The sequence below is a fragment of the Deltaproteobacteria bacterium genome (assembly GCA_030654105.1).
Taxonomy (GTDB): Bacteria; Desulfobacterota; SM23-61; order SM23-61; family SM23-61; genus JAHJQK01.
The window spans coordinates 1-24,909 of sequence record JAURYC010000154.1; the positions used below are offsets into that span (position 1 = coordinate 1).

Sequence of the window (24,909 nt, forward strand, 5' to 3'; positions counted from 1 at the left end):
ACATGAAATTTGTGCGCTTTCAAATGAAGGATCGAATTGGTTACGGAATCTGGGAAGACGATTTCATCCGTGAGATCTCCGGATCCATCTTTGGAGATTTTGAGACCTCTTCGGCGAAGCATAAATTTTCCGCAGTCCGCCTTCTGCCCCCGGCTGAGCCTTCGAAGATTATATGTATCGGCCTGAATTTTCGCGACCATGCTGAGGAAATCAAGGAAGAGATCCCCAAGTTTCCCAGCCATTTTATCAAGCCGCTCACTGCGATCATCGGCCCGGAAGATCCAATCTTCTTCCCCCGGGTTGCCCAGCGGGTGGACTATGAGGGGGAGCTGGCCGTGGTCATCAAGGACCGGGTGAAGGATATCACCCAGGAGGAAGCACTGGACCACGTTCTGGGCTACACCTGCTTTAACGACGTTACCGAACGGCTCTTGACCCGGGTTCAAGGTCAGCTGACCCGAGCCAAAGGGTTCGACACCTTTGCTCCTTTTGGGCCGTGTATTGCCACTGATCTCGATCCATCGCAGCTCACGGTTCGCACTTATCTGAACGGGAAACTGATGCAGGAAGGCCAAACCGCAAATACAGTCTTCTCCGTTCCCTTTTTAGTCCACTACATCTCCCAATGCATGACCCTCTTCCCCGGGGATATCATCAGCACGGGGACCCCCAGCGGAATCGGCCCAATGCATCCAGGGGATGTAGTCGAGGTGTCCATTGATGGCATCGGTACCCTCCGCAACCGGCTCCAATCTTTGGCCTGAATTATGGTTTAACTTGGTTTCCGCGCGGCTCAAAAAAGCAAGCAGCCTGAACCCAAAAACCCGAGGAAAGCAAATTGCAGAAGAGGAAGATGTCTAAGGGAATAAAAGAGAATCTTGAATCTTGTAACCAGAAAAGGTACAATCGTACCCAATATGAGTACAAAAGATAAGAGCAATAATATATCATCCACTCTGTTTGGCAAAACCCGACGTGCTGTTCTATCCCTACTCTATACCCACACCGATGAAACTTTCTATCTCAGACAGATCAGCCGTACCGCCGGCGCCGGTCTGGGAGCTGTTCAGCGGGAGGTGGGGCAACTTTTTAGGGCGGGGATTATCCGTCGCATAGGACGTGGGCGAAATGTTTATTACCAGGCCAATCCTGATTGTCCTGTCTTTGAGGAGCTAAAAAGTTTGGTGGTTAAAACGGCTGGCGTGGGCGACGTGCTGCGGGCGGCCTTTACACCTCTTGCTGACCACATAAAAATTGCCCTCATTTACGGTTCCTTTGCTCGAGGAGAAGAGAAACAAAATAGCGATATAGATGTTCTAATAATCGGTATCGTGACCTTCGCTGAGATTGTCTCGGTGCTCAGGCAAGCCCAGGAAAAGCTCAGCCGTGAAATCAACCCTACCGTTTATCCATCTGATGAATTTCAATCGAAACTGGCAGCAGGCAATCATTTCCTCAAAATGGTCTTAAAGGAAAACAAGATCTTCCTCATCGGAGACGAGCGTGAGCTTACGAGACTGGCTCAAAAACGGCTGGCTGATTGAACATCAGCCCAGCGCGCAGGAAATCTTAGACTTGCTTGGTTTAGCAGACCGCGATCTTGCCGACTGCCAAACCCCAGGGCTCAGCACCGATTGGCGGTTTAGCATTGCTTACAATGCGGCTCTGCAAGCGGCAACAGCAGCATTGGCTGCATCGGGGTATCGAGCAGCACGGGAAGTCCACCATTATCGGATCATTCAATCGCTTGCCTTAACCCTTGAGGCTGATCTTAGTCTGCTTGAGCAATTCGACCGGTTTCGAAAGAAAAGAAACATCGGCGGTTATGAGCGGGCTGGAGCGGTTTCAGATATGGAAGCGAACGAAATGCTCAATCTGGCAAAAATGCTGCGTGAAGATGTAGAAAAATGGATTCGTGTAAACCATCCAGAGCTTCTGCCGTCGTAACTGCAGATGAAGACGTAATAGCTCAGGTTAACATGTTGGAAAAGGCCTTTCGCGGAACCATTACCACGGCCGTCAACCGCGAGTTGAACCTTTTGCGGCGGAATGGTGTGACCGGGCAGGAATTGTTCAAGACCCTTATCCGTATTTACCAGCAACATAACATGCGGGAATGGCTGGACCGCCGAAGCACATTACTTGAAGACCACCCGATTCCAAAGATCGTTGGCAGTGAATGGTTGACATGATTTCCCCTTCGCCTCAACCTATATCGGAATCAAATTTATCGGTCACCTTCTTTACTGGAATATTTTGGGTACTCCCAAAACCTTGACAGGGTCCTGGTCAGGATTCAGATTCATCAATTTCATTAAAGCCGGCTTAATCTCTTCCCATTTTTCCCAGGCCATCTCCCGCCAAAGCAACTTGTTTAAGCCGTTCCCTATAAATCATCCACTACCAGGGTCATCCCATCCCGGGCGGCAATGACTTTTAACCCGGTCTCTTGGCTTAATCGTTCCGCCATTTCCCATGGCTTGGCTTGGAGCATGCGCATTCCGAAGTGGGTCAGGACAACGGTTTTAGCCCGGCACTTTTTCAGGATCTCCTTTACATCCTGGATGGAAAGATGGTCAATCGGATGTTGGGGTTCGGTGAGAAGGACGACATTCATGATGAGCAGCTCACCGGGGTACTGGGAAAGGAGTTCGGGATAAAATTTTGTGTCCGTTATGCAAGAAACCGTCAGGCCGAAAAGGTAAAAATTAAATCCGTAGGTCTCCACGGAATGGATATGCCTGCCGGCCGTGGAAAATTTCAAACCTCCCACAGCATAATTCCCATTCTCTTTTAAAACCTTGGTCTGGTCCACATAACTTCGGACATAGCGGAAAATAACCGGATCTTCTTCGAGAGCATCTTCCGGGGCAAAAAGAACACCATGACGGCGGTACCCACCTTCCGTCATGGCTTCGATCATGGCGTTGATGTCGCCTGAATGGTCAAGATGTTTGTGCGAGAGGAGAATTCCATCCAGTTTCGTTGGGTCGAGTTTGGGCTTGCTGGCCAGGCAGCGCACCAGGGCTCCAGGCCCGGGGTCCAGGTAGAGGTTAACCCCCTGAAAGGATAACCAGAGGCCACCGGAAGATCGCAGTTGTTTGGCCACTACGAAGCGGGCGCCCGCCGTACCGATGAACTTGATCCAGTTTCTATGCGCTTCTTCCTTACCCATAAATATCCCAAATAAATTGCCACAGAGTCCACCGAGGACACAGAGTTACAAAAAAATATTTTATCGATTTTTTTGCCCTATTATTCTTTATGACCTCTGCGATCTCTGTGGTTTAATACTTTGCCTTTATTCCTTGTAAACCCGACAGGGCACAGCCCTAAGATTCGTTGAGCCAATGGCCGGCTCATAAGGGGGGTTATTATCCGTGAGAATATTGATGTTCGATTCCTTCCAGCCAGAGAGCTCCAAATCCGTCCGCTCCGGAAACCACCACCCGTAAGCTGCGATGACCACGGTGGGGTGCAAATCAGGGTCAAAGGCCACTTTCTGACGAATCGTTCCCATGGGAGTCTCGATACAAGCCCAATCCCCCTCTTGTAAACTAAGATTTACCGCCGTCTCCGGATTCAGCAGTACCACCGGGTCGGGTGATAGCCTGCGCAGCGAAGCTATATTCCTGTAGGCCGAATGAAAATAATGGGGGTCTTTGGCCGAGGTCAGGATCAGAGGAAAACTACGGGTGAGTTGAGGGTCCCCCTTGGGAGATTCCAACAGATCGTAATAGACGGGCAGAGGGTCATATCCCCATTCGGCGAACCGGGAGGAATAAATTTCCACTTTTCCCGAGGGGGTAGGGAAGCCTTCGCTTTCATAGCTTCTATAGGCCCACTTTCCTTTCAGGATGCCCACTTTTTTAAAATCCTCAAAGGTTATCTTGGCCGGTTTCAAAATATCGTCCAGGCACGCTCGCAGGTCCGGCCAAAACAACTTCTCTTTTTCCAATTTCTTCCCTAATTCGTTAAGCATCAGAGAATCCGGCCAGCATTCATCCGGCGGGTCTACAACTTTGGGCCGGGCCAGGATAAAGCCGTGGGGTAAGCCATAATGGCCGATGTCGTCGAACTCAAAATTCGTGGCCGCTGGCAGAACAATATCCGCCAGCTGGGCTGTAGGGGTCATGAAAATTTCGGCCACGGCCAGGAAGGCGAGTTGTTGCAAGGCCTGAAAAGTTTCTTTAGCGTTGGCATAACTCAAAAGGGGGTTACCCCCCTGGATATACATCACCCGGATGGGATGTGGTTTTCCGGAGAGGATCGTTTTGATGATCGATTGGCTGGGGGTAAACCCCATCTGGGCCGCCAGGCGAAACTCGGGGCTTAAGAGTTTTTCTCCTTTATCGCCAAAACTTTTGCTGAGGACAAATTCTCCCGGACGCATCACCGGCGGGCTGGTGCGATGCACATTCCCCCCGGGGGTATCCAGGTTCCCGGTGACCGCTTTCAGGATCATCAAAGCCCGGACGCACTGCACACTGTTTATAGTGTGCTCGAGGGCATTCCCCCATTGGATGCAAGCGGGCTTCGTCCGGGCATACAGGCGGGCGGCTTGAATAATGTTTTCTTCTGGAATCCAGGTGATTTCTGCAACGTGCTGCAGGGGATATTTTTGTAAATGGGTTTTTAGCTCATCAAAACCCACTGTCCACTTCTCTACGAACTCCCGATCATAGAGATCTTCCGCCACGATTACCTTCAGCATCCCCAGCGCCAGCGCCAGATCCGTCCCTGGCCTGGGCTGAAGCCAAAGATGGGCTTTCGATGCTAAAAGAGTCTTCCTCGGGTCGATGGTGATCAACTGGGCGCCGCCATCCAGGGCCCGGCGCAATTGAGACCCAATGATTCCTTCCTCGTTGGTCTGGAATAGATTACTTCCCCATACCAGGACCAGTGCGGGAGGATGGTCGTAATCCGGGACTGGGAAGAAGCCGCAGGTAATCAGGGCCCCCGTCTCCCGGGGCATGTGGCATATGGGTCCAGGGGTGACCACGTGAGGAACCTTGAGCCCATTGGCCAGCCGGATCATCATGTACAGCTCCAGGCCCTTGGGCGTCCCCTGGGCAAAGGCGATACCCCTCTCGTCATGCTGCTTGATTCTTTCGAGGATCTTCTGGGCGACCGTGGTCAGAGCTTCCTCCCAGGAAATTCTCTGCCATTTCCCTCCTCCTTTGGCCCCGGCTCTTTTTAAGGGGTACCGCAGCCGGTCCGGATGATTGAGCCGCTCGATTTGAGCGACTCCCTTAGCGCAGATCGTCCCTCGATTCAAGGGAGAATCCGGGTCACCTTCAACCTTGATGATCCGGCCTTTTTCTACGTGGAGGAGAAGCCCGCATCCCCCATGGTCCATGCGGGCACAATAAGTTTTAAAGATCATTTCCCCCCTTTTTCAAAAACAATATTTGCCACAGAGGGCACAGAGATCACAGAGTCATCAAAAATACTTAAAAACGTTTTTCAATGCTAGAGCAGGTTCAAACGGCAGGTCGATTCAGCCACGGAGAAGGCTGCTCAATCTTTTTAGCCTTTTATCTTAACCCTATTTTCCTCTGTGTTCTCTGTGCCCTCTGTGGTGAAAGTTTCTTTTCCAAAAATTCCCGGTTCGGCAAAATCCAGAACTTGCAGAGGTTTCTCGCCGATAAAATTCTGGAGGATCTTGGCAATCTGCAGAGCCTGTCCTAAGAGCATAAGGCGGGATTTTTGAAAAACGCAGCTTTTTATCTCGGTCTCTCCTTTTTCCAGGACGATCAGACACTCCACGAAAGTACAATTATCGTAAGCATGGCCGTCCAGTTCCACCCGCTCCTTGACGAACTTTTTATTCTTATACCGGGTCACGATCCCACGCATGATTCATTCCTTTCGAAAAACCTGGCCACTTCGTCCCTGCTGAAGACGGGTAAATCCTCCACCTTGCCCTGCCTCACCAGCTTGACTCCCTTCTCCTGTTCCTGAATTTTTCCGATCACGGATGCGGGAATCCCTTCGGCCTGAAGGGCTGCTATGATCTTGGCTGCTTCTCTTTCCGGGGCTGCGATTAAGAGAGCACCCGAGGCAATCAACCCTAAGGGATTTAGTCTGAGTTTTTGGCAAAGTACGGCTGTCTCCGGCAAGATGAATATTCTTTCCATCTCCACCATCATGCCGACGCCGGCGGCCGTAGCCAGTTCATAAAGCCCTGTGGCCAGCCCGCCCTCCGTTGGATCATGCATGGCATGGACCCTACCCGTACGGTTGGCGATTTGGGCATCCCGTACCACACTGATTCCCGGTGCCTTCAGAAGGCTCCGGCATTGTTTTATGAAATCCTCTCCCAGCAGTTCGGATAAACTTTTTTTCTCTCTGGCGATGAGAGCCGTCCCTTCAATGGCAATTCCTTTGGTAAGGATGATGTCGTCTCCAGGGCAGGTTTGTTCAGGTACGACCAATTTTTCTTTCTCCACCTCTCCTAACATCTGGCCAACGACTACCGGGCGGTCAAGGCCGTAAGTAATTTCTGTATGCCCGCCGCAGAGCACAACCCCCAGTTCTTGGCAGGCTGCGGCAATTTGGGCAAAGATAGTCTCCACCTCAGCAAAACCGGTTTTCCCTGCGGGCAAGAGCAGGGTGGCCAAGAACCACCGGGGGGTCCCTCCCATGGCGGCTATATCGTTGGCGTTGACTTGGACGGCGTACCAGCCGATCTGGTCCGTGGCAAAGGTGATGGGGTCGGTCTTGGCCACCAGGTAACGATCCGGGAAGGAGATTACCGTGGCATCCCTCCCAACGCCCGGCATAACAACCACCCTTTGGTCTTGTCGGGTATAACGGGAAAGCAGCCTGGAAAGCTCTTCGGGAGGCAGTTTTCCGGCCGGATAGGGAAAAAAGGGAGTTCCGGGCGTTTGCATATTATTCATATTGATTATTTTGCCATAGAGATCATTTCACCCCCTTCCTCTCCCATCTGAGGCGGGGAGAGGGAAAGGGTGAGGGGGTCATTGGTTGCGGCTATGCCGCGCGGCGTTCTCTTGAGCGCAAAGGTCTTGGCGGAAGATTACCGGCAGGGCGAATGGGTAATAATCAAGATTCCTTGAACCTTATTTTCTTTTGGGCCCGTAGAGGTCCCGGGCAACATCCTTGAGGCCGAGGGATTCGAGCGTCTTCCGCGAAGGTTTTCCACTGGGAGTCCAGCCGCTGGCCTTGTAAAATTCTTTGGTCATGACCTCCATGTTCGGAACCTTGCCAGCGTTACCACCCTCCTTGGTCGGTTCCAGTTGGCGAGGGGCCAGCACATCGTCCTGGCGATTAATCCCGCAGCGATTGTTGTACGCCCGGTGGAGCGCCATGATGCGTTCCCCGACTTTAAGCAGACTATGGGCGGTATATTTCGTTCCTGTGGCCGCTGTCAAAACGGCGGCCAAGTCTGAAGGTTTGAGAATGAAAGTCAGGAAGTAGCAGGAGACCATGGAATTGATCACGGCCGTCAAATCCTGGGAAAGTTTAACTAAATTGCCCTTGCCCTCACTCTGGAAAAGGGGGTAGGTACCTTTCAGTCCCCATTCTGGAACTGGATCCTGAACTCCCTCCCATAAGGGTGAGTGGCCATGCAGATGGCAGGCTCCCCTCGGGCCCACCGCATAGGTTAAGCCCATGCTGAAGAAGGTGCGCGGGTCGTGCATGGGGCTTTCCATCCCTTTGACGTGGACAGCATACTTCCAGGAATCCCCCCCCAATTTTTCCGCTGCCCTTTTGACCCCTTGCCCCAAGAGTGCCCCCATTTTTTCTTTTTTCCCGACCTGGTGCACCATAGCGATCATGGCCTGGGCATCGCCCCACTTTAAATCAACTCCCCCCGTATCTTCTTTTTTAATCAACCCTTTTTCATAAGCCTCCATGGCGAAGGCAATGGCCACCCCCGTTGAAATTGTATCAATGCCATAACGGTTACAGAGGTCATTAGCAAAAGAAACGGCATTCAAATTGTCAACCAGGCACATCGTTCCTAAGGCTGCTAAGGTTTCATACTCCGGCCCCGGGCCATCCATCTTGTATGGCCCTTCATCGATCTTCACCCAGCGTGAGCACCCGAGGGTGCAGCGGTAGCAGGCTGTATGGGGGACCAGGATGGTCTCCTTCATCTTCTTTCCTCCGAGGTTCCTGCAGCCTTCCTCCCAGAGGCCAAGCTGCCAGTTTTTGACCGGGATGTCGCCCATGGACCAGAGGTTATCCAACACCTGGGCGGTTCCATACTCCCGCATATTGGCGACGGCTGGAGAGGTAGCGTTGTCTTTCGCAATCTTCTTGCAGAGGGCGTTATAAGCTTCCAGGTCGTGAATGGGAAAGGTGCCGTTGCCGCGTACGACAATCGCCTTTAGTTTTTTCGCCCCTAAAATGGCTCCATTGCCACCGCGCCCGGGGGCTCGCCCTTCATCGTTGATGATACAGGATAGAAGAACCTGCTTCTCCCCGGCCGGGCCGATACAGGCGATCCGGATTCTCTCGTCCCCGATCTCTCTCTGGAGGGTCTCCTGGACTTTTAAAGCATCCTGACCCCAAAGGTGGAAAGCATTGCGGAACTCAACTTTGCCGTTGTGGATCCATAGGTACACAGGGTCGGGGGAAGCTCCTTCCACGATCAGAGCGTCATAACCCGCGCGCTTTAAATCCGCTCCCCAATAGCCGCCGGAGCTGGCATCGCAAAGGATGCCGGTCAGGGGGGATTTGAAACAGATTTGATAGCGGGCACCGGAAGGATAATTGGTGGCGGTTACAGGGCCCGTGGCAAAGACGATCTTATTTTCCGGGCTCAAAGGATCTGTGGAAGGGGGGACTTCATCATAGAGGATGCGGTTTCCCAGCCCGGTCCCGCCAATATAATCCCGGGCCAATTTGGGTGGTAAAGGTTCGGCCTGGAACTCTCGCTTCGTCAGGTTAACCCGGAGAATGCTTCCCATGTATCCGTCCATGGCCCATTTCTCCTTTCTTAGGAAAGTTAGTGCAAGAGGGAACGGAAGGAAAATTCACCTTCTTTTAATAGATTTTCCGGGCGAAGTCAAGACATTTTTATGTCTGGCCCACCCCCAGTTTTTTATGTAGGAGCTTCCCAGCCCGGGCTGAAGGGCCATTCCCTCGGAATCAGAGGCACTGGTTCTTCATCGGGCACAGCGGGGCTTCAACCGGGATTTCTATGCTCTCCTCCGACCCCGCCCGCCTCTACGGAGGCAAACCGGGGACCCTGGGTCAATGCTTTGCCCGCCATGATTCCTCGATCATGGCCCTCCAGCCCGGGCGAAAACACAAAACTGGGGGTGGGCAAGATTTTTATGTTCCTGTTTTAATCCTCGATCCCGGCGATCCTTTTGGCAATGCGCTTCTTTTCCTCGAGATTGGCAGCGCGATGAAGGGAAATCATCTGGGCTTGGGTAGACCCTGCTCCATGCCAAGTCCCCGGTCCATGTAATCCGGCAGTCCAGTTCTGCAAGACCTTGGTGATCCTCATCCGCTTCTCTGCGGGCACGGCCGCTTTCAGGTATTTTTCCACATACCCTTTGGTTGCCGGGTTTTTCAGCTCTTGGAAAGATGGCATTGTGACCACCAGACCCCCGGCAATGTCCCCGGCCAGGGCCATAATCTGCCAGAATCCATGGGCGGTGGAAATCTTGGCCACGTTGCCGAACAGGTCATCGGGCATGAACACTCCCGAGCCGGAAGGTTCTTCCTTCCCTTTTACGGCCGCGGCAATGGCGCAGGCGTGAGAAGCCTCGGAGATGCGTACCATGTGGGTAATCGCTTCCCGTATGTGCGGGGCCTTTTCCGTACCGGCGTATTCCGCGGCCAACTGGGCGGCGCCAATGATGATGTCGGCGAATCCGACTTTGCAGGCCCCGCCGCAATTCATCCGGTGGGTCTTGGCGAAGCGCTGGATGAGAGAGCCGGCAAAATCCACTTCCCCGCACATAAAAACATTTTCTACGGGAATGAAGACGTCGTCAAAAACCATCAGGCAGGTTTCCCGTTGGCCGAACTGGGGATTCCCCAGGTAAAAGATGTCTTCCGCCTTTTCGCGTTCGGCCGATAGCGCATTGTATTGCAGGATGTAGGTGATTCCCTTCGCGCTGTTGGGTACGGCAAAAGCCACGGCATAGTCTTCCTCCCCTTTCCGTAAGGCTCCTCCAGGAATCACCAGAGTCTCATGGGCGCAGAAGGCACCGCTCTGGTGCATCTTAGCCCCCCGGACGACGATGCCGTCTGATCTTCTTTCCACCATATGGACGTACATGTCGGGATCGCCTTCCAGGATCCTCTTGGCTCGGTCCCCCTTGGCGTCGGTTACCGCCCCGCTTATCGCCAGGTCCTTCTCCTGGGTACGCTGTAAAAAAGCATTAAAACGGCGGCTATATTCTGTCCTCTTGACCCGGTCCATTTCCACAGTCACGCTGGCCAGGGCGTTAATGGCATCGCAACCCACACAGCGGTAATTGCAAGTGCCCAAGGTCTGAGAGGTGAGCAGGGCCATGTCGGCTCGCCGCTCCAAATCTCCGGTCGAGCGGTTCACGTGCAGGTTGCGGTTGATTTTCTGCCCGGTGAGGTGCGAGGTGGCGGTCATGACCCCTTCATTTCTGGGGTCGGCAGCCAGCTCATAAAGCTTGGCTGTGGCCTCGACCACGGCGCGGGTAACGGGGTTCGCGTAAAGGTTTTCCACCTTCTTCCCGTCCAGGTAAGCATTCACTTTTATCTTCTGGATGCTTTTCGTAAATTCTTCGGCAGTCATCAAACCCATATTATTCTCCTCAGAAAAATTTAGGACGAAGCTTGGCGCAGATATACGCCGAAAAAGTTTTTATTGATGAGAAACGCCGATCTTTTAATATTAAAAATCCTGAAAATCTGCGTACATCTGCGTCCAATAATATTTCAATTTCCGGGTTCGAGGATTTCTTCGCTGATGCCAGCCAATTTTTTGGCCATGGCGGCATACTTTTCCATCGGGGTCAGGGACCGGACCACCAGTCTGGCGCCATCGGGAGAACCACCGCCATGCATGCACCCCGGGACTCCGGCTCCGAGAGTCAGCCATTCGGTCAGGCGAGCTGCCCGGGCGCGGGCTTCCGGGCTGCACGAGCCAGCCTTGATGTACTTCTGAACCAATGGCCCATAACGTGCATCCATAAAATCCCGGTAAGAAGGAAAGCATCCTGTTTCCACGATCCCCCCGCCAATCTCCTGGCAGAGCCGTTTGGTCTCATAGGGCAGGGTGGCTACGTGAATCTTGTTGGCATGAGCGGTTAGGGAGTCAGGAACCCAGATTCCAGATGGATGGCGGCTGCCCAGAGCGATGGACCCGACACCCATGGTAAAAGTCGTTTCATTATTGACAGCCATTTCGACGAACTTGGAAGAGAAGGTGCGGGCGGGAAGACCGTTGGCCCGGGCCATGAGGACAGCGGCTCCGATCATGACATCTCCCTGGCCAGCCACGCAGGCTCCGATACAGGCTCGGTAGATGGCTGTAAAGATCTGGATGATCTTACCTGTATAGGCGAATTCCTGGCAAAGGAAGACCCGTTCTTCCGGCACGAAGACATCTTCGAAGATCAAATAAGCCTGGGTGATACCGGTTTCCGTGGGAATATCAAAGCCCTCCTCCTGTTCGCGGGTATCGCTGGGGCGCCGGGTCTCCACAATGGTCAAACCTTTCACGTCCCGCGGGACGGCACAAGCCACGGCAAAGTCCTTATCCGCCTCCCCGTAGGCCGCGCCGGGCAGGAGAAAGATTTCATTACTGGCGGCCACGCCGCAGATCATCAATTTCGCCCCTCTGAGGACAATGCCGTTTTCTCTTACTGCGGCAATTCTAAGGTTGGAATCGAGGTCAGACTGCTGGGAAGCCTTCAGGCTGCGATTGCCTTTGGCATCGGTTAAAGCTCCGGCGATGGTCCATCCTTCGGATTCAGCCTGAAGAACCCATTTCTTCAAACGGTCGTGATAGTCGGTCCCCAAGGCGCCATCGACCTCGTGAGTCACTGCCCACATAGTATTCATGCCATTCCAGCCAGCACAAAGAGCTCCTGTGCAGGTGCCAGTGAGCCGGTACATTTCGCGTTTGAACTTAGAGTTAAAGATCACATCCTCGGCAGATTGCATGAGCGAGTTGTGACGATGGATCTTCTCTCCGGTGAGGGCAGAAGTGGTGGTGAAAAGGCTGGAACGCCCAGAGTCGTTCGCCCCATCATACGCCCGGGCGTGGCTTTCCACTACCCGCCGAGTGGCCGGATGGGTGGTTACATCATCAATTTTTTCACCGAATTTATGCACGTTAGGGCGAAGCTTCTTCAAAGAAGCAAGATACTCGGCGCGGGTTTTAATGGCCATGAGGGCCTCCTTTCAAGGATGCATTCCGGTTACAATTTCTGGGCCTCTCACCCAGGGGGTGAGAGGGGTTGGATAATCTCTTTTAATCCAACGCGATTATACAGGCGATGATGAAAATCAGCAACCTTGAAAAATGTTTTTTGACTACTGGCCATCTTTCTTGCTTATTATTTTTCCCAAAATGAACGTAACCAGGACAATGATTCCAACCCCCAGAACACCCGAAAGAATATAGCCAAGGCTGGATTTAGTCAATCCCTGGCCCTCCCAATTTTTTAGGTTATAGTCGGGCACAGGAGCAGACCATAGATCCGCCAATTTTTTTAATCCAGCAGGAACATAGCCTACCATCTTTTCAATTTCCTCCAGACTCCATTCCCCCCAGGCCGGGCCTGATTTGAATATTTCAGGGAGGATGAGGCCGATGGGTGAAAGGATAACTAAGAGGACCAGCCCCCACCAGAGTTTGTTTGTTCCCTTCATTGGATCCTCCTGATTGGCTCCAGCATGGAAGGGTCAGAACGCTGGAAGTAGATGACCAGCAAGGCTGTGAGTACAGCTTCGATAAATCCGAATAACAGAAGATGCTGGGCAGCCATCACCGGCACGGCCACCTCCAGAGGGTAGGGAAAATACAAAGGCCTTCCATCGGGGCCTCTGGCCAGAAAGGGCTGTATGCCGAACATGACCGCCGTGGTCAAAGCCGCCACGTTCAAGCCGACGTATCCGGCCACGGCCCCGGCGATCCACTTGCGCCTGGATGTTGCCGGCGCCCCTTGGCCGATCAGGCGGTAAACCCAATACCCTACCATGGGCATCACGAAGGCCATGTTGAAACAGTTGGCCGCGATGGCTGTAATTCCCCCATCGCCGAAGAGCAAAGCCTGGATGACCAGGGCAATGGAAATGGCAATTAAAGCTGCCCATGGACCGAGAAGAATAGCCACGATCACTCCCCCAACGGCATGACCGGTGGACCCTCCCGGAATGGGAACGTTAAACATCATGACCACGAAGCTGAAGGCCGCTCCCAGGGCCAGAAAAGGGACCTGGCGCTGTCGTAAGGTGCGACGCACAAGCTTGGAGGCCAAGGCCCAAAGCGGAACCATTATACCATAGAGAACGCCGTAGGTCTGGGGCCCCAGGTATCCATCCGGAATGTGCATACAAACTCCCTTCTCGCCGAAAGAAATATTGCCCAACATTCAGAGCTATTTTGTTCTGATCCGGGAACCCGACTTTTCCCCTCCCCTTTCGACGGGGGAGGGAAGGGTGGGGGTGATAATGGCTTAAAATTAATAAGGCTTCCATTTTAACCCCCCTCACCCTAGCCCTCTCCCGCAAGGGGAGAGGGGGTTTCCGGATGGAAACTAACAAGTCATTTAGATAAGATGCGGGTCGTCTCTTCCCAATTTGGATTTTAATGAAATTTAATCGTCACTCCCATAGTCAAGGCATAATCCGGGGCAGCGGTGTTCAGACCTAAGGACAGACCCGTGTCCAGCTGCACTTTGCCAACCGGTACCTGCAAGCCCAGGAGAATGCTGGCTGGATCATCCTTCCTGGCGGAGTTAAAATTATTCGTATAGGTTATCTCGCTTACCGCAAGTAGCCCTTGTATCACCTCATACTCACCAGCCAGGGTAAGGGTGAGCTCATCCGTAGCCCCCTTCTCTCCAATCCAGGTATATCCCGCGTTGAAATGCAAGTTCAAACCCGTGAAGGATTTACTGAAGACAGCGGTCAACCCGTAATCCGCTTTTCCGGAGCCCAGCCCCTTATTTTCATCCGCAGTAGGAATTTTGACCTGAGGTTTGAGGGAAAAGGCCGGATAATTTTCCCCTTCTCCCCAGATCCGATATTTGAGGTAGGCCGTCACATCGCCCCAACCATCCTCCCGACCGCCCTCATGATTGTCTTTGAAGAGGTAACTACCGGCCAAGGCCACTTCCGCCCGGTCGGTGAGGCCATAGGCCAGTTGGGCCGAAGGAATGTAATTTTTATCACGGTTGTTATCCCGCGAATAATCCAAGGCCAGTTCTAACTCATAAAAACCCTTCTCCACCGTCCCGGCATCCTCCGTGACTAAAGGCCTTCCCCCAAAAGCGGCGGAAGGCGTAAGGGTCCAAAGACTTATTAGGGCTATGAATAAAATCCCTAATTTTTTCATTTTCCCTCTCCATTTATCTTAGGCGGCAGATTCCTTTATAAGGATGCTTTAATAGTACTATTTTTTAAAATATCGTGCTACCTACGAACAAAAAATTTTATTCCTTGATCCGTTCTCGTTTTGGCCGTGGGAATCCGCTAAAATTTTCCCTTCTCTCTTTCATCGGCTCCCGATTGGTAGCCACCGGTCTTACCCTCTGGTTCTTACGCCGGCCTGATTCAAACTTCCAGTTCTTCCGGCGCAGCTATTTTCTTTTTGATTTTGGTAACACATATTAAAAAAATGTAACACACTTGTCAAGTCTTTTTATTCCTCTTTCACCCCAGATCTCGCCCTGTGGTGGTCAGAGAAAGCTTGCCGTGCTTTACCCCTTTCGTCCCGATCAGGCGCTCGCTGATCTTTTTGATATCTTCTCCTCTCCCTTTGACCACCAAAACCTCCAGACAATTGTGCTCATCCAAGTGGATATGGAGGGTGGAGAGAATGGACTGATAATACCGGTGCTGCATTTCCGTTAAAGTTCGGGAAAGTTCCCGGGTATGGTGACTGTAAACGATAGCAATGGTTCCTACGGTTTCTTTCTTTCCTTCTTCCCATTCTTCCTGAACCAGACTTTCCCGGATCAGGTCCCGCAGGGCTTCGGATCGGTTCTGATATCCTTTGCGGGAAATCAAGCGGTCAAAATTTTTGAGCAAACTCTCCTCGATCGACACACCGAAGCGGGTTATCAAAGCCATTTCTCCCTCCTATCAAAAAACCATCCATAGACCTTCTGCGCCCTGTGGGAAATTAAAGGGACTTTACCTCTGTTAGGTCTTGTTCTCGCAGCATTCTCCTCTTCCAGGAATCAAGGGCTGGAAGCACGTAGGGCAAAATCCGCAGAGAATAGAAGGGCGGCAAGAGGGGAACGCCGAGCAAATCTCCAAAGGTGAGAAGCATAAAAAGATCATGCCGGGCAAGCTTCTCGTGCCGGGCGGTTTGTTCAATCTCAAAAAAGGCCATGCCCACGAAGAAATCATGGAGAAATTTTTTTAGACGATCAAACCTTTCACCCATCTTCTTGCCCGCCGGAATGATTTTTTTAACGCTTCCCAGGCTTTGAGCATATATAATACTCGGGAAATGATTCCGGCGTCAAACCTTTTGGGCAACCTGCGCAGGTCTTTTTATAAGGGCAGAGAATGCTCCCCTTTTCCTTTCATTGAAAAATTTTTGCTGTAATTCAGACAGTAAAAAAACTTTTCTCGAAAACCCATCAGAGTAAAGCTTCCATTCGCCTTTAAAAACATTTTCGTGTAGGACTTGCGATTTTTTTCTTGGCCTATATAAATCTGTAGGTTATTTAATAACCCACCTCCCCACCCCCCGCCCCCAAACAACGGCTCTCCACAGTCTGAATTAAAGAAAACAAAAAAAATAATTGACTTTTTTGATAATGAAGATTATTATAAAAATTTAATCCTTACATATTCTGATTGATCGGCGAGGGGTTGATTTTATAGGTTTTTTAAATTTTTTCACACCGCGACATGAGATAAAAAAGTACACCCAGCATTGAAAAAATGACTCAGTCAGGATTATCAATTTATTTCTCGTTTCTTGTGATGAAATGATTAAGAATTAGTAAAAATTAACATTGGTTTGGGAGGGAGGGGAAAATGAATGCCGGGGGTCAAAGTTAAAGAAGGTGAATCCTTCGAAAATGCCCTAAAAAGGTTTAAAAAGCAGTGCGAGAAGGCCGGGATTCTTTCGGAAATCCGCAAGCGGGAGCATTACGAAAAGCCCAGCGTGAAGAGGAAGAAAAAAGCCCTGGCCGCGCGCAAGCGGGCCATGAAGCGCATGCGGATTTATGACGAGTAATCAAGCATGATGCTCAAAGAACAAATCTCGAAAGATTTCAACGAGGCGTTAAAAGCTCGGGATGAACGAAAACTTTCGGCGCTACGCCTTCTTCGGACCGAGATCAAGAAGCGGGAAGTCAGCGGTCAGAAGAAGGAACTGGCAGATGCCGAGGTGATGGAGACCATTACGACCCTGGTCAAACAGCGGCGAGAATCCATTCGACTCTTTCGAGAAGGCCAACGGCAAGATTTGGTGGAGAAGGAAGAAGCAGAACTCCAATTCCTCCAGACTTATCTTCCTCAGCCCCTTTCCCAGTCCGCCATCGAGGTACTCATCGACCAAGTCCTCTTAGAAACCCGCGCCACCGGGATGAAAGATCAGGGCAAGGTCATGAAAGCGGTTATGGCCAAAATTTCTGGCCGGGCTGAAGGAAAAATTGTCAGCGAGATTGTCAAGCAAAAATTATCTAAACTGGCGAGTTAAGAATTCCCCTTTGACCGATCATCTTCTTGTTATCCCAGTACCCTGCGACCGTTTGGCAAGAGTGGATGCAGGGAGAGGGTTTTAACTTTTTCTTTCGCGTTAGCGAGAAACCAACTCCTTTGGTCGCAGCGCCCGTTTTATTTCGGCCGCGACGAGCAGGGGGTCAAACACACGTTTTCCAGCCCTCACTCCACGATCATCGATCATCTTTCGCCGTTTACTCTGGACCCCACTGCAATGGGAAATCAACCTCGGGTCCATCTCATTAAGGTCGAGAAGGCCAGGGGAGGATTTGCGCCGGAAGCCTGAGGCAAGTTCATGGAGGAGCGTGCGCTCCGCGTTTTAGAATTTCATCGGTTCGTGCAAAAATTAAAGGATTATGCTTCGTCGGAGGTAGGGCAAAACCTCTGCCTCACTCTGGGCCCGTCCAGGGAAAGAGGCGAGGTTGAGACCCTCCTGCGGCAGGCGGCGGAAGCTTCCGCCCTTCTGCAAGAAGAAGGCGACATCCCTATGGAAGGGGTCCATGAAGTGCGGCCCCTGTTACAGAGAATTCACCCTGAGGGATCCTGCCTCCTTCCCGGAGAATTCCTTCCCCTGAGGAGTACTCTGGGTGCCGCTGGCAGGGTTAAACAATTCCTGGGCAACACCCGTGTTCATCATCCCCGATTGCAGCAATGGATGGAGGAAATCCCTGAATTCAAGAACCTGTATGCGGACCTGCAATCCGCCCTTGGCCCCCGGGGGGAAATACTAGATTCCGCTAGCCCAGAACTCCGGCGCCTCCGCAAAGAGATCTCCCGGATTCGTAGCCGGATCCGCAACGCCTTAGCAGCGCTATGGGAACAGGAAAATCTCCGCAAGATCTTCCAAGATCAAATCGTCACCCTACGCAATGAACGCTATGTAGTTGCCGTAAAATCAGAGTTTAAAAACATCCTGCCGGGAATTATTCACGATCAGTCCCAATCCCGGGCCACCTATTTCATCGAACCTTTTTCTACTGTAGAGGAAAACAATGAATTGAATTTGCTCGTAAAAGATGAAAGGGAAGAAGAACGACGCGTTCTCCTCCGACTGACAACCTTAGTCCGGGAGCAAGGGGGCGAGGTCATCCGAGCTGTAGAAATTCTTGGCCGCCTGGACCTGGTTATGGCCAAGGCCAAATATGCCCGAGCCATGAAAGGAACGATTCCTTTGCTCAACGAGCAGGGTTATTGGCGCTTACCCAACGCCCGCCACCCCCTGATTGAACCCCAAGCAGTTGTGCCCATCGATCTCCATCTGGATAACGGCAAGAGTACTCTCGTGATCACCGGCGCCAATACAGGAGGGAAAACCGTAGCCCTGAAGACTCTGGGACTCTTGACCCTAATGGCTCAATGTGGAATCCCCATTCCTGCAGCCGAGGGAAGTGAAGTGGCTGTATTTCGCAATATCTTTGCGGATATTGGCGACGAACAAAGCCTGCAGGATAACTTGAGTACTTTTTCAGCTTGGGTACAAACAGCCGCCAGGATCGTTAAGGCGGCGGATAAATCTTCCCTCATCCTTTTAGACGAAGTGGGGGGAGGGACAGATCCAGGTGAGGGGGCAGCGTTAACCATGGCTTTAATCGATACGCTGCGCGAGCGGGGAGCGAAAACCGTGGTCACCACGCATCTCCATTTGCTTAAAGCCTACGGCGCGCGCCACCCCGACTTGATGAATGTTTCGGTGGAGTTTGACGCCGGGACGCTCCGCCCTACTTACCGGCTGATCTATGGCCGCCCGGGTGAGAGTTATGCTCTTCCCATGGCAGAAAAATGGGGCTTCCCTCCCGAGTTGGTCAAAAAAGCGAAAGATTATCTTGGCGAAGGAGATCGCCAGGTGATGGAGCTGCTCCAGAGTTTGGAACAGACCCAGAGAGAGATGGAAACAAAGCGACAGGAATGGGATCGCCTGCAGCAGGAGGCGGAGGCTGCTCGGATAAAGGCCGAAGCTTTCCGGCATCAGACCGAAAAGGAGATAGAAAGTAGTCTTACCAGGGCCCGCGAAGAAGCCCAAACCTTGGTCCGGCAAGCCAAAGAAGACCTCAGGGGGCTGATCAACGAGTTCAAAGCCAAGGGTCGTACCGATGTCCACCATCTGGAGCAGGCAATCAGGGCCGAAGAGCAAAAGATCAACCGGTGGAGATTGCCGGAAAGTCCAGAGGGTGGAGCGGGCCAAGATAAGGGAAGAAATGGGCAACGCTCGGACCTTTCGGGAGAAGTAGACGCTTTGAGCCAACTAAAAGGGGGCCGTGTAAAGAAGTCAGGAGAAAAAAAGAAAGAAAAACCCCCAAAGCATCCTGGCTTTATTCACTATCAAATCCCCTGCGCTGCCCGGGAATTGAACGTCATTGGCCTGCGCGTGGAGGAGGCTCTTCCCACGGTGGACAAAGCCATCGACGAAGCGTTTTTAGCAGGCCTCAAGGAATTGGAGGTGATCCACGGAGCAGGTTCAGGGCGGCTTCGCCAGGCCATCCGGGAGCACTTAAGAAACCATATTTTTGTGAAAGCATTCCTGCCCGGCAGTCCGGGCCGGGGGGGAGACGGAGTGACGGTTGTAGAAATCGGCCCCACCCCGGCAATCGGTAGAGCCAATCGGCGGTCGGGTAAAAAAGGGTTAGGACAGAACTGAAGGATGAAGGACTTCATTCCCGAGGGAAAAATTATTGAGATTCGGGAGCGGGCCAATATCTTAGAGGTCATTTCCGATTTTGTGTCCCTGAAGAAGGCCGGGAAAAATTACCTGGGGCTCTGTCCCTTTCATTCGGAAAGAACACCTTCCTTCACGGTGAATGAAGAGAAAGGAATCTTTCATTGCTTTGGATGCGGTGCGGGGGGGAATGTCTTCAATTTCCTGATGCGGGCCAATAGCTTGAGCTTCCCCGAAGCTGTAAAGGAATTAGCCAAAAAATACGGAATAACCCTCCCCAGCCGGGAATTATCTGAAGCCGAGAAAGCACGCAGGAGCCTGAAGGCCCAGTTATTCGAGATCAATGAGATCGCCGCAGAATACTACCACCGCTTGCTGATTGCCCAAAAAGAGGGCGAAGAAGGTAGAAGATACTTGGCCCAAAGAGGGATCTCGAAAGAAGTTATCCATGACCATCGATTAGGCTTTGCACCTTCTTCCTGGGATTCCCTATTTTATTTTCTCCAGAATAAAGGGGTTCCCCTGAATCTGGCCGAAAGACTGGGATTGATTCTCCCGCGGAAAGAAGGGAGAAATCCGGGCGAGAAATCTGGTTTTTATGACCGTTTTCGCCGGAGGGTGATTTTCCCCATAATCAATGTGGGCGGCACGGTCTGCGGTTTTGGGGGAAGGATTATCGATGATGTTGCGGCTAGTGGCAGTCAGGCTTCTCCCAAATATATGAATTCGCCGGAGTCCCCCGTTTACAGTAAGGGGCAGACCCTTTATGGCTTGAACATGGCTTTAGGCCCTATCCGGGAGCAGGGATCGGCATTGATCGTGGAAGGGTATATGGATCTTCTCTCCCTGAACCGGGAGGGGATCCGGAACGTAGTGGCTTCTTTGGGAACGGCTTTGACCTCCGCCCAACTGAGCTTGTTGGGGCGATATACCCGAGAGGCCGTTCTGATTTTTGATGCGGACGAGAGCGGCCAAAAGGCCACCCAGCGAAGTTTGGAACTTTTCTTACAGGAAGGAATTGCGGTCAGGGTAGCCTCTCTGCCCACCGGCTTTGATCCGGATAGCTTCGTCCGCCAGGAAAAGAAGGAAGGATTTGAACAGGTTCTGACCAAAGCCCTTCCCCTCATAGATTACTTATTGGAGCAGACTTTGCGCAGACACCCCACAGGGACAGTAGAAGGGAAAGTTCGAGCCGTCCGGGAGCTCCTTCCGGCCTTAAATCGCCTGAAGGACCCCCTGGAACAGACCTTGTACTTGGAGCGAGTGGCCAGCCGACTGGGGTTGAAAGAATCCCAGATCCGCGCCCAACTGGGGAGAAAACAGGCTCCTGCGGCCGAAGCCGGGGAAAAAACCCAGGGGATATCCCGGGGACCGGCTTATGAAAGGGTCCTTTTACAGCTCATGCTCCTGCACAGTCAAGTGATTCCAGCGGTCGAGGAAGCCATGGGCAAGGACGCTTTCTCCGACCCCCGGTATAAGAAATTAGCCCGGGAAATCATGCGCTTCTGGGAAACCAAGCATAAGATGGATGTTCAAGAATTCTTCACCCAAGTAGAGGATGAAGAATTAAAAGATTTAACTTCTGAGCTACTTCTTACAGAGGAAAGCGTGATCGATGCCGACCGGATGCTCAGGGACTGCCTCAAGCAAGTGAAACTTTCCCGGGTTCGGCAGGAGATCCAGCAAGTGGACGAGGAAATTCGGCACCGGAGCCAGCAGGGAAAAGAAGGCCTTGCGAGTGCCTCCGGGTTAAAGGAACTGCTCAAACGGAAGCAGCGGCTCCTCCTAGAGCAAAAAAAATGGATCGATGATGCCGCTGGTAGATTCCAGCCCAACGCCGATTCATAAGCCAAAGAAGAGGTGGAATTTTTATGGCCAAAGAAGGAGAGATGGAGAAAGTCAAGCAGCTAATCAGCTTGGGGAAAGAGAAGGGATTCTTGACCTATGATGAGGTCAATGACCTTCTCCCTTCGGACATCGTATCCTCGGATCAGATCGATGATCTGATGATGATGTTCGGAGAGATGGACATTGAGGTGGTCGATGTTGCCCATAAGGTGAAGGTAGGCAAGCAGCGGGAGGAAGTCGAGCGCCTTCCGGTCGAAGAAGAAGTGAATTTAGAAGCTGAGGGACTGGGGAAAGCAATCGATCCGGTTTACATGTACCTGCGGGAGATGGGGTCAGTTTCTCTGCTCACCCGGGAAGGGGAAGTGGAGATCGCCAAGCGCATCGAGGCTGGGGAGAAGGAAGTCATCAATGCCGTCCTGGATTCTCCGTTAACCATCAAGGAGATCATCCAGTTTGGGGAACGACTGCGTTCCAAGAAAGTGAAAACGAAGGAGTTGGCCCAGGACTTGGAGGAAGAAGAATATTTTCTGGAAGAGGAGTTTAACGTTCAGAGGGTTCTCTCGTTAATCGACCAGATTAAAAAGCGGGATGAACGCAATCGCCAGATTCGGGAGAGGCTGGGGAAAAGCAAAATTACGGTTTCTTTCCAGATGCAACAAGAAAAGCGCCGGCAGACCAATAAAGAAAAGATCGTCTCGCTGCTCAAGGACATCAATCTCAAAACCAAGCATATCGACAAGATCGTTCAGAAACTCAAGGACTTGGCGGAGCGGGTGGAAAAGGCCGAGGCCGAGATTCTGGAATGCCAGAATCGTGTCCAGAGGCGAACGCGTATGTCCCTCGAGCAACTCCAGCGGCTTTTGCGGGCGATGAAAAAAACCCCGGAAGAATTCCGTAAAACCCTCCGCAAAACGGGCCTGAAGAAAGATGATCTGGAGGAATACGAACGGATGGTCAAGAACGCGCAGCGGAAAATCCGCCGGGTAGAATCAGAGTCTAACCTCCCGGTGGAAGAACTGAAGCGCACCCTACAAGCCGTGAAAAGCGGAGAGACCAAAGCCGAACTGGCCAAGAATGGATTGATCAAGGCCAATCTCCGCCTGGTGGTCTCCATTGCTAAAAAATATACCAACCGCGGCCTGCAATTTCTCGACCTCATCCAAGAAGGGAATATCGGGTTGATGAAAGCGGTGGACAAATTTGAATATCAGCGGGGGTACAAGTTCAGCACGTATGCGACTTGGTGGATCCGCCAGTCCATCACCCGGGCCATTGCGGACCAGGCGCGCACGATTCGGATCCCGGTGCATATGATCGAGACCATCAATAAGCTGATCCGCACTTCCCGTTACCTGGTCCAGGAGATCGGCCGGGAGCCCACGCCGGAGGAGATCGCCGAGCGCATGGACTTTTCCCTGGACAAGGTGCGCAAAGTATTAAAGATCGCCAAGGAACCCATTTCTTTGGACACCCCCATCGGAGAAGAAGAAGACAGCTACCTGGGGGACTTCATCGAGGATAAAAAGGTCGTCTCTCCCTCAGAGGCCGTAGTCCACCTGAACCTTTCGGAGCAGACCCGGAAGGTCCTGGCTACGTTAACCCCCCGCGAGGAGAAGGTTTTAAAGATGCGGTTTGGCATCGATGAGAAAGCCGATCATACCCTCGAGGAAGTCGGACAGAATTTCGACGTAACGCGCGAACGCATCCGGCAGATTGAAGCTAAGGCTCTACGGAAACTTCGCCACCCCTCACGTTCGAAAAAGCTTCGGTCATTCGTGGACGGGTGAAAACAGCTCGGAGTAATTAGTTCGGAATTCGGGAAACAGAGTTCGGGGTGACGAGTTCGGATTAAAAAGAAACTTTAAACGCCTAACTCTGAACTATTTATCGGGTCCTTGACAAGGGGTCCCAAAACAGGTATTTTAAAATTAATAATGGGCCCATAGCTCAGCTGGAAGAGCCACCGGCTCATAACCGGAAGGTCCCTGGTTCGAACCCAGGTGGGCCCACCAAGGTTTTCAATGATTGTAGAAGATAACAAAATCTTAGGAACAAAGGCCTCTTGCACTCCAAACGGGGCTTAAATTAAAAAGTGCACCTTTCCGGATGCACTTTTTTTTCGGGAGGAAATAAATTGCGTGCGCATTTGGAAAGGCTGGCCGCTCTGCAGATCGTCGACTTGAAGATCCAGGAGATGGAGCGGGAAAGAGGAGAAATTCCCCAGCGCATAGCAACGCTGGAACAGGAATTCAAGAAGGAGGAAGTCGAAGTTCTTTCGCAACGCACCGAAATGGAGAAACTCCAGAAGGGACGCCGACAAAAGGAAAAGGATCTGGAAGAGGAAGTCGACCGTGTAAAAAAAGCCGAGGCGCGGGTTTTTGAGATCAAGACCAACAAGGAATACCAAGCGGTTTTAAAGGAAATTGAGAACGCCAAAAAGCTTAACCGGCAAAGAGAAGAAGAGATCCTGGGAATTTTGGAACGCATCGAAGAGGTGCAGAAAAACCTGAGTAAAAGAGAGAAAAACCTGGAGGCCAAGCGAAAAGAGTTTCAGAAGCAGATCAACGAACTGCAAAAGAAGGCTGCTTCTTTTGACCAAGAAATGGCCGGCAAGGTTCGTGAGCGGCAGGAGAGAGAGAAGAAGATCCCCTCGGATCTCCTGAATAAGTACCGCCGGCTATTAGAAAAACGGCAGGGGATCGCCATTACCAAAGTGCAAAATGGCGTGTGCCAGGCCTGCCATATGAACCTGCGTCCCCAACTTCATATCGAGTTGCAAAAGCAGGATGCTCTCATTCTGTGTCCCAACTGCAGCCGCATCCTTTTCTGGGCAAATGGGTTGGATAAGGCCAAAGGAACGTGAGCGCGGAAAAATCCTCTGCTTCCCTCCCTTTCTTCCAGGAAGAGCGAGAAAGCTCTCCCCCTTCTGAAGAAAAGATCCTTCGCTACCTGGCTCAGACTCTGAGCGTGGCTAAAACTTTAAAACGCTTTCCTTTATTAAAAACAAAAGATTTGCAAGACCTCCTGCTTAAAAGCGCCCAACGGATAGAGGAGAGCACAGAAACGCCTCACTCCCTACCTCCCCAAGAAGGAAACTTAGAATTTTTTATTCATGCCGATGGGGCCTCCCGCGGCAATCCAGGCGAAGCGGGGATCGGGGCCGTGATTGCAGATACACAAGGGCGGACCGTCAAGGAGTTAAAGCGTTTTCTGGGGATGGCCACCAACAATGTGGCGGAATACCAGGCTGTTATTTTCGCCCTGGAAAAAGCTTGGCACCTGGGAGCTGCCAGTGTCATAGTGTACCTGGATTCAGAGTTGGTAGTCCGGCAGCTGCGGGGAGAATACAGGGTGCGCGAGGTCCACCTCAAGCCCCTGCATCGACAAGCCACAGAGGCCTTGAATCGTTTTTCTAAATATAGTATTCATAATATACCGAGGGAAGAGAACCGCCGGGCTGATCAGTTGGCCAACGAGGCCATTGATCAGAGAGTCACGGGAACGACGGAATAAAATAGAGGGTCCAAGGG

23 protein-coding genes and 1 tRNA gene are annotated in these 24,909 nt (G+C 51.9%); 12 read left to right on the plus strand and 12 right to left on the minus strand.

Annotated elements, in window-relative coordinates; all coding sequences use genetic code 11:
* Positions 1 to 2 precede the first annotated feature (2 nt).
* The 4 genes from Q7V48_06270 to Q7V48_06285 all read left to right on the plus strand — a co-directional run bounded on the left by Q7V48_06270 (position 3) and on the right by Q7V48_06285 (position 2,192).
* On the plus strand, positions 3 to 764 hold the full coding sequence (locus Q7V48_06270) for a fumarylacetoacetate hydrolase family protein (protein ID MDO9210341.1): 762 nt from the start codon (positions 3 to 5) through the stop codon (positions 762 to 764).
* A 114-nt stretch (positions 765 to 878) separates the two neighbouring features.
* Positions 879 to 1,544, plus strand: a complete 666-nt coding sequence (locus tag Q7V48_06275) for a nucleotidyltransferase domain-containing protein (protein ID MDO9210342.1) — start codon at positions 879 to 881, stop codon at positions 1,542 to 1,544.
* Entirely contained in the window at positions 1,504 to 1,947 is a 444-nt protein-coding gene (locus Q7V48_06280; GenBank protein ID MDO9210343.1) for a hypothetical protein, read from the plus strand. Before Q7V48_06275 ends, Q7V48_06280 begins: the two co-directional genes overlap by 41 nt.
* Positions 1,908 to 2,192 carry a hypothetical protein gene (locus Q7V48_06285; protein ID MDO9210344.1) on the plus strand — a complete coding sequence of 95 codons (285 nt, stop codon included), beginning with the start codon at positions 1,908 to 1,910 and terminating at the stop codon, positions 2,190 to 2,192. The genes Q7V48_06280 and Q7V48_06285 overlap by 40 nt, the downstream gene beginning before the upstream one ends.
* Positions 2,193 to 2,386: 194 nt before the next feature.
* Here Q7V48_06285 and Q7V48_06290 read toward each other — a convergent pair whose 3' ends face one another.
* From Q7V48_06290 to Q7V48_06345, 12 genes are all read right to left on the minus strand, one after another.
* Entirely contained in the window at positions 2,387 to 3,175 is a 789-nt protein-coding gene (locus Q7V48_06290; GenBank protein ID MDO9210345.1) for an MBL fold metallo-hydrolase, read from the minus strand.
* A gap of 126 nt (positions 3,176 to 3,301) precedes the next feature.
* Complete coding sequence (locus Q7V48_06295; protein MDO9210346.1) at positions 3,302 to 5,386, minus strand: molybdopterin-dependent oxidoreductase; 2,085 nt, start codon at positions 5,384 to 5,386, stop codon at positions 3,302 to 3,304.
* Positions 5,387 to 5,529: 143 nt separating this feature from the next.
* The gene (locus Q7V48_06300; GenBank protein MDO9210347.1) at positions 5,530 to 5,859 is read right to left on the minus strand and encodes a hypothetical protein; all 330 of its coding nucleotides are present in this window, start codon (positions 5,857 to 5,859) and stop codon (positions 5,530 to 5,532) included.
* The gene (locus tag Q7V48_06305; protein ID MDO9210348.1) at positions 5,844 to 6,905 is read right to left on the minus strand and encodes an AIR synthase family protein; all 1,062 of its coding nucleotides are present in this window, start codon (positions 6,903 to 6,905) and stop codon (positions 5,844 to 5,846) included. The genes Q7V48_06300 and Q7V48_06305 overlap by 16 nt, the downstream gene beginning before the upstream one ends.
* Before the next feature lie 180 nt (positions 6,906 to 7,085).
* Positions 7,086 to 8,954 carry an aldehyde ferredoxin oxidoreductase family protein gene (locus tag Q7V48_06310; GenBank protein ID MDO9210349.1) on the minus strand — a complete coding sequence of 623 codons (1,869 nt, stop codon included), beginning with the start codon at positions 8,952 to 8,954 and terminating at the stop codon, positions 7,086 to 7,088.
* A 368-nt stretch (positions 8,955 to 9,322) separates the two neighbouring features.
* On the minus strand, positions 9,323 to 10,768 hold the full coding sequence (locus tag Q7V48_06315) for a 4-hydroxyphenylacetate 3-hydroxylase N-terminal domain-containing protein (GenBank protein MDO9210350.1): 1,446 nt from the start codon (positions 10,766 to 10,768) through the stop codon (positions 9,323 to 9,325).
* A gap of 134 nt (positions 10,769 to 10,902) precedes the next feature.
* Complete coding sequence (locus tag Q7V48_06320) at positions 10,903 to 12,360, minus strand: 4-hydroxyphenylacetate 3-hydroxylase N-terminal domain-containing protein (GenBank protein ID MDO9210351.1); 1,458 nt, start codon at positions 12,358 to 12,360, stop codon at positions 10,903 to 10,905.
* 144 nt (positions 12,361 to 12,504) lie between these two features.
* A complete protein-coding gene (locus Q7V48_06325; GenBank protein MDO9210352.1) occupies positions 12,505 to 12,843 on the minus strand; it encodes a PDGLE domain-containing protein in 339 nt (112 codons plus the stop codon).
* Positions 12,840 to 13,526, minus strand: a complete 687-nt coding sequence (cbiM, locus tag Q7V48_06330; protein MDO9210353.1) for a cobalt transporter CbiM — start codon at positions 13,524 to 13,526, stop codon at positions 12,840 to 12,842. The genes Q7V48_06325 and cbiM overlap by 4 nt, the downstream gene beginning before the upstream one ends.
* A gap of 254 nt (positions 13,527 to 13,780) precedes the next feature.
* Positions 13,781 to 14,530 (minus strand): transporter, encoded by a 750-nt coding sequence (locus Q7V48_06335; GenBank protein MDO9210354.1) that lies wholly within the window; start codon positions 14,528 to 14,530, stop codon positions 13,781 to 13,783.
* A 317-nt stretch (positions 14,531 to 14,847) separates the two neighbouring features.
* On the minus strand, positions 14,848 to 15,267 hold the full coding sequence (nikR, locus tag Q7V48_06340; GenBank protein ID MDO9210355.1) for a nickel-responsive transcriptional regulator NikR: 420 nt from the start codon (positions 15,265 to 15,267) through the stop codon (positions 14,848 to 14,850).
* 52 nt (positions 15,268 to 15,319) lie between these two features.
* Positions 15,320 to 15,532 (minus strand): hypothetical protein, encoded by a 213-nt coding sequence (locus tag Q7V48_06345; protein MDO9210356.1) that lies wholly within the window; start codon positions 15,530 to 15,532, stop codon positions 15,320 to 15,322.
* Between the two features lie 660 nt (positions 15,533 to 16,192).
* On the opposite strand from Q7V48_06345, the gene rpsU reads away from it, so the two are divergent.
* From rpsU to Q7V48_06385, 8 genes are all read left to right on the plus strand, one after another.
* Positions 16,193 to 16,390: a 30S ribosomal protein S21 gene (rpsU, locus tag Q7V48_06350; GenBank protein MDO9210357.1), complete on the plus strand. Its 198-nt coding sequence runs from the start codon at positions 16,193 to 16,195 to the stop codon at positions 16,388 to 16,390.
* 6 nt (positions 16,391 to 16,396) lie between these two features.
* Positions 16,397 to 16,855, plus strand: a complete 459-nt coding sequence (locus Q7V48_06355) for a GatB/YqeY domain-containing protein (GenBank protein ID MDO9210358.1) — start codon at positions 16,397 to 16,399, stop codon at positions 16,853 to 16,855.
* 318 nt (positions 16,856 to 17,173) lie between these two features.
* Positions 17,174 to 19,513, plus strand: coding sequence for an endonuclease MutS2 (locus tag Q7V48_06360; GenBank protein ID MDO9210359.1), 2,340 nt, complete (start codon positions 17,174 to 17,176; stop codon positions 19,511 to 19,513).
* A 3-nt stretch (positions 19,514 to 19,516) separates the two neighbouring features.
* Positions 19,517 to 21,379, plus strand: coding sequence for a DNA primase (gene dnaG, locus Q7V48_06365; GenBank protein MDO9210360.1), 1,863 nt, complete (start codon positions 19,517 to 19,519; stop codon positions 21,377 to 21,379).
* 23 nt (positions 21,380 to 21,402) lie between these two features.
* The gene (gene rpoD / locus Q7V48_06370; protein ID MDO9210361.1) at positions 21,403 to 23,166 is read left to right on the plus strand and encodes an RNA polymerase sigma factor RpoD; all 1,764 of its coding nucleotides are present in this window, start codon (positions 21,403 to 21,405) and stop codon (positions 23,164 to 23,166) included.
* Between the two features lie 149 nt (positions 23,167 to 23,315).
* Positions 23,316 to 23,391: transfer RNA gene (locus tag Q7V48_06375), tRNA-Ile, on the plus strand.
* Positions 23,392 to 23,513: 122 nt separating this feature from the next.
* On the plus strand, positions 23,514 to 24,242 hold the full coding sequence (locus tag Q7V48_06380; GenBank protein MDO9210362.1) for a C4-type zinc ribbon domain-containing protein: 729 nt from the start codon (positions 23,514 to 23,516) through the stop codon (positions 24,240 to 24,242).
* Positions 24,239 to 24,892, plus strand: a complete 654-nt coding sequence (locus tag Q7V48_06385) for a ribonuclease HI family protein (protein MDO9210363.1) — start codon at positions 24,239 to 24,241, stop codon at positions 24,890 to 24,892. The genes Q7V48_06380 and Q7V48_06385 overlap by 4 nt, the downstream gene beginning before the upstream one ends.
* Positions 24,893 to 24,909: the final 17 nt, after the last annotated feature.

Bases quoted from the DNA above. Each gene is read 5' to 3' on its own strand.
- Q7V48_06270 (MDO9210341.1), top strand. From the start codon at position 3: ATGAAATTTGTGCGCTTTCAAATGAAGGATCGAATTGGTTACGGAATC.
- Q7V48_06285 (MDO9210344.1), top strand. From the start codon at position 1,908: ATGGATTCGTGTAAACCATCCAGAGCTTCTGCCGTCGTAACTGCAGAT.
- Q7V48_06290 (MDO9210345.1), bottom strand. From the start codon at position 3,175: ATGGGTAAGGAAGAAGCGCATAGAAACTGGATCAAGTTCATCGGTACG.
- Q7V48_06295 (MDO9210346.1), bottom strand. From the start codon at position 5,386: ATGATCTTTAAAACTTATTGTGCCCGCATGGACCATGGGGGATGCGGG.
- Q7V48_06300 (MDO9210347.1), bottom strand. From the start codon at position 5,859: ATGCGTGGGATCGTGACCCGGTATAAGAATAAAAAGTTCGTCAAGGAG.
- Q7V48_06305 (MDO9210348.1), bottom strand. From the start codon at position 6,905: ATGAATAATATGCAAACGCCCGGAACTCCCTTTTTTCCCTATCCGGCC.
- Q7V48_06310 (MDO9210349.1), bottom strand. From the start codon at position 8,954: ATGGACGGATACATGGGAAGCATTCTCCGGGTTAACCTGACGAAGCGA.
- Q7V48_06315 (MDO9210350.1), bottom strand. From the start codon at position 10,768: ATGGGTTTGATGACTGCCGAAGAATTTACGAAAAGCATCCAGAAGATA.
- Q7V48_06320 (MDO9210351.1), bottom strand. From the start codon at position 12,360: ATGGCCATTAAAACCCGCGCCGAGTATCTTGCTTCTTTGAAGAAGCTT.
- Q7V48_06325 (MDO9210352.1), bottom strand. From the start codon at position 12,843: ATGAAGGGAACAAACAAACTCTGGTGGGGGCTGGTCCTCTTAGTTATC.
- cbiM (MDO9210353.1), bottom strand. From the start codon at position 13,526: ATGCACATTCCGGATGGATACCTGGGGCCCCAGACCTACGGCGTTCTC.
- Q7V48_06335 (MDO9210354.1), bottom strand. From the start codon at position 14,530: ATGAAAAAATTAGGGATTTTATTCATAGCCCTAATAAGTCTTTGGACC.
- nikR (MDO9210355.1), bottom strand. From the start codon at position 15,267: ATGGCTTTGATAACCCGCTTCGGTGTGTCGATCGAGGAGAGTTTGCTC.
- Q7V48_06345 (MDO9210356.1), bottom strand. From the start codon at position 15,532: ATGGCCTTTTTTGAGATTGAACAAACCGCCCGGCACGAGAAGCTTGCC.
- rpsU (MDO9210357.1), top strand. From the start codon at position 16,193: ATGCCGGGGGTCAAAGTTAAAGAAGGTGAATCCTTCGAAAATGCCCTA.
- Q7V48_06355 (MDO9210358.1), top strand. From the start codon at position 16,397: ATGATGCTCAAAGAACAAATCTCGAAAGATTTCAACGAGGCGTTAAAA.
- Q7V48_06360 (MDO9210359.1), top strand. From the start codon at position 17,174: ATGGAGGAGCGTGCGCTCCGCGTTTTAGAATTTCATCGGTTCGTGCAA.
- dnaG (MDO9210360.1), top strand. From the start codon at position 19,517: ATGAAGGACTTCATTCCCGAGGGAAAAATTATTGAGATTCGGGAGCGG.
- rpoD (MDO9210361.1), top strand. From the start codon at position 21,403: ATGGCCAAAGAAGGAGAGATGGAGAAAGTCAAGCAGCTAATCAGCTTG.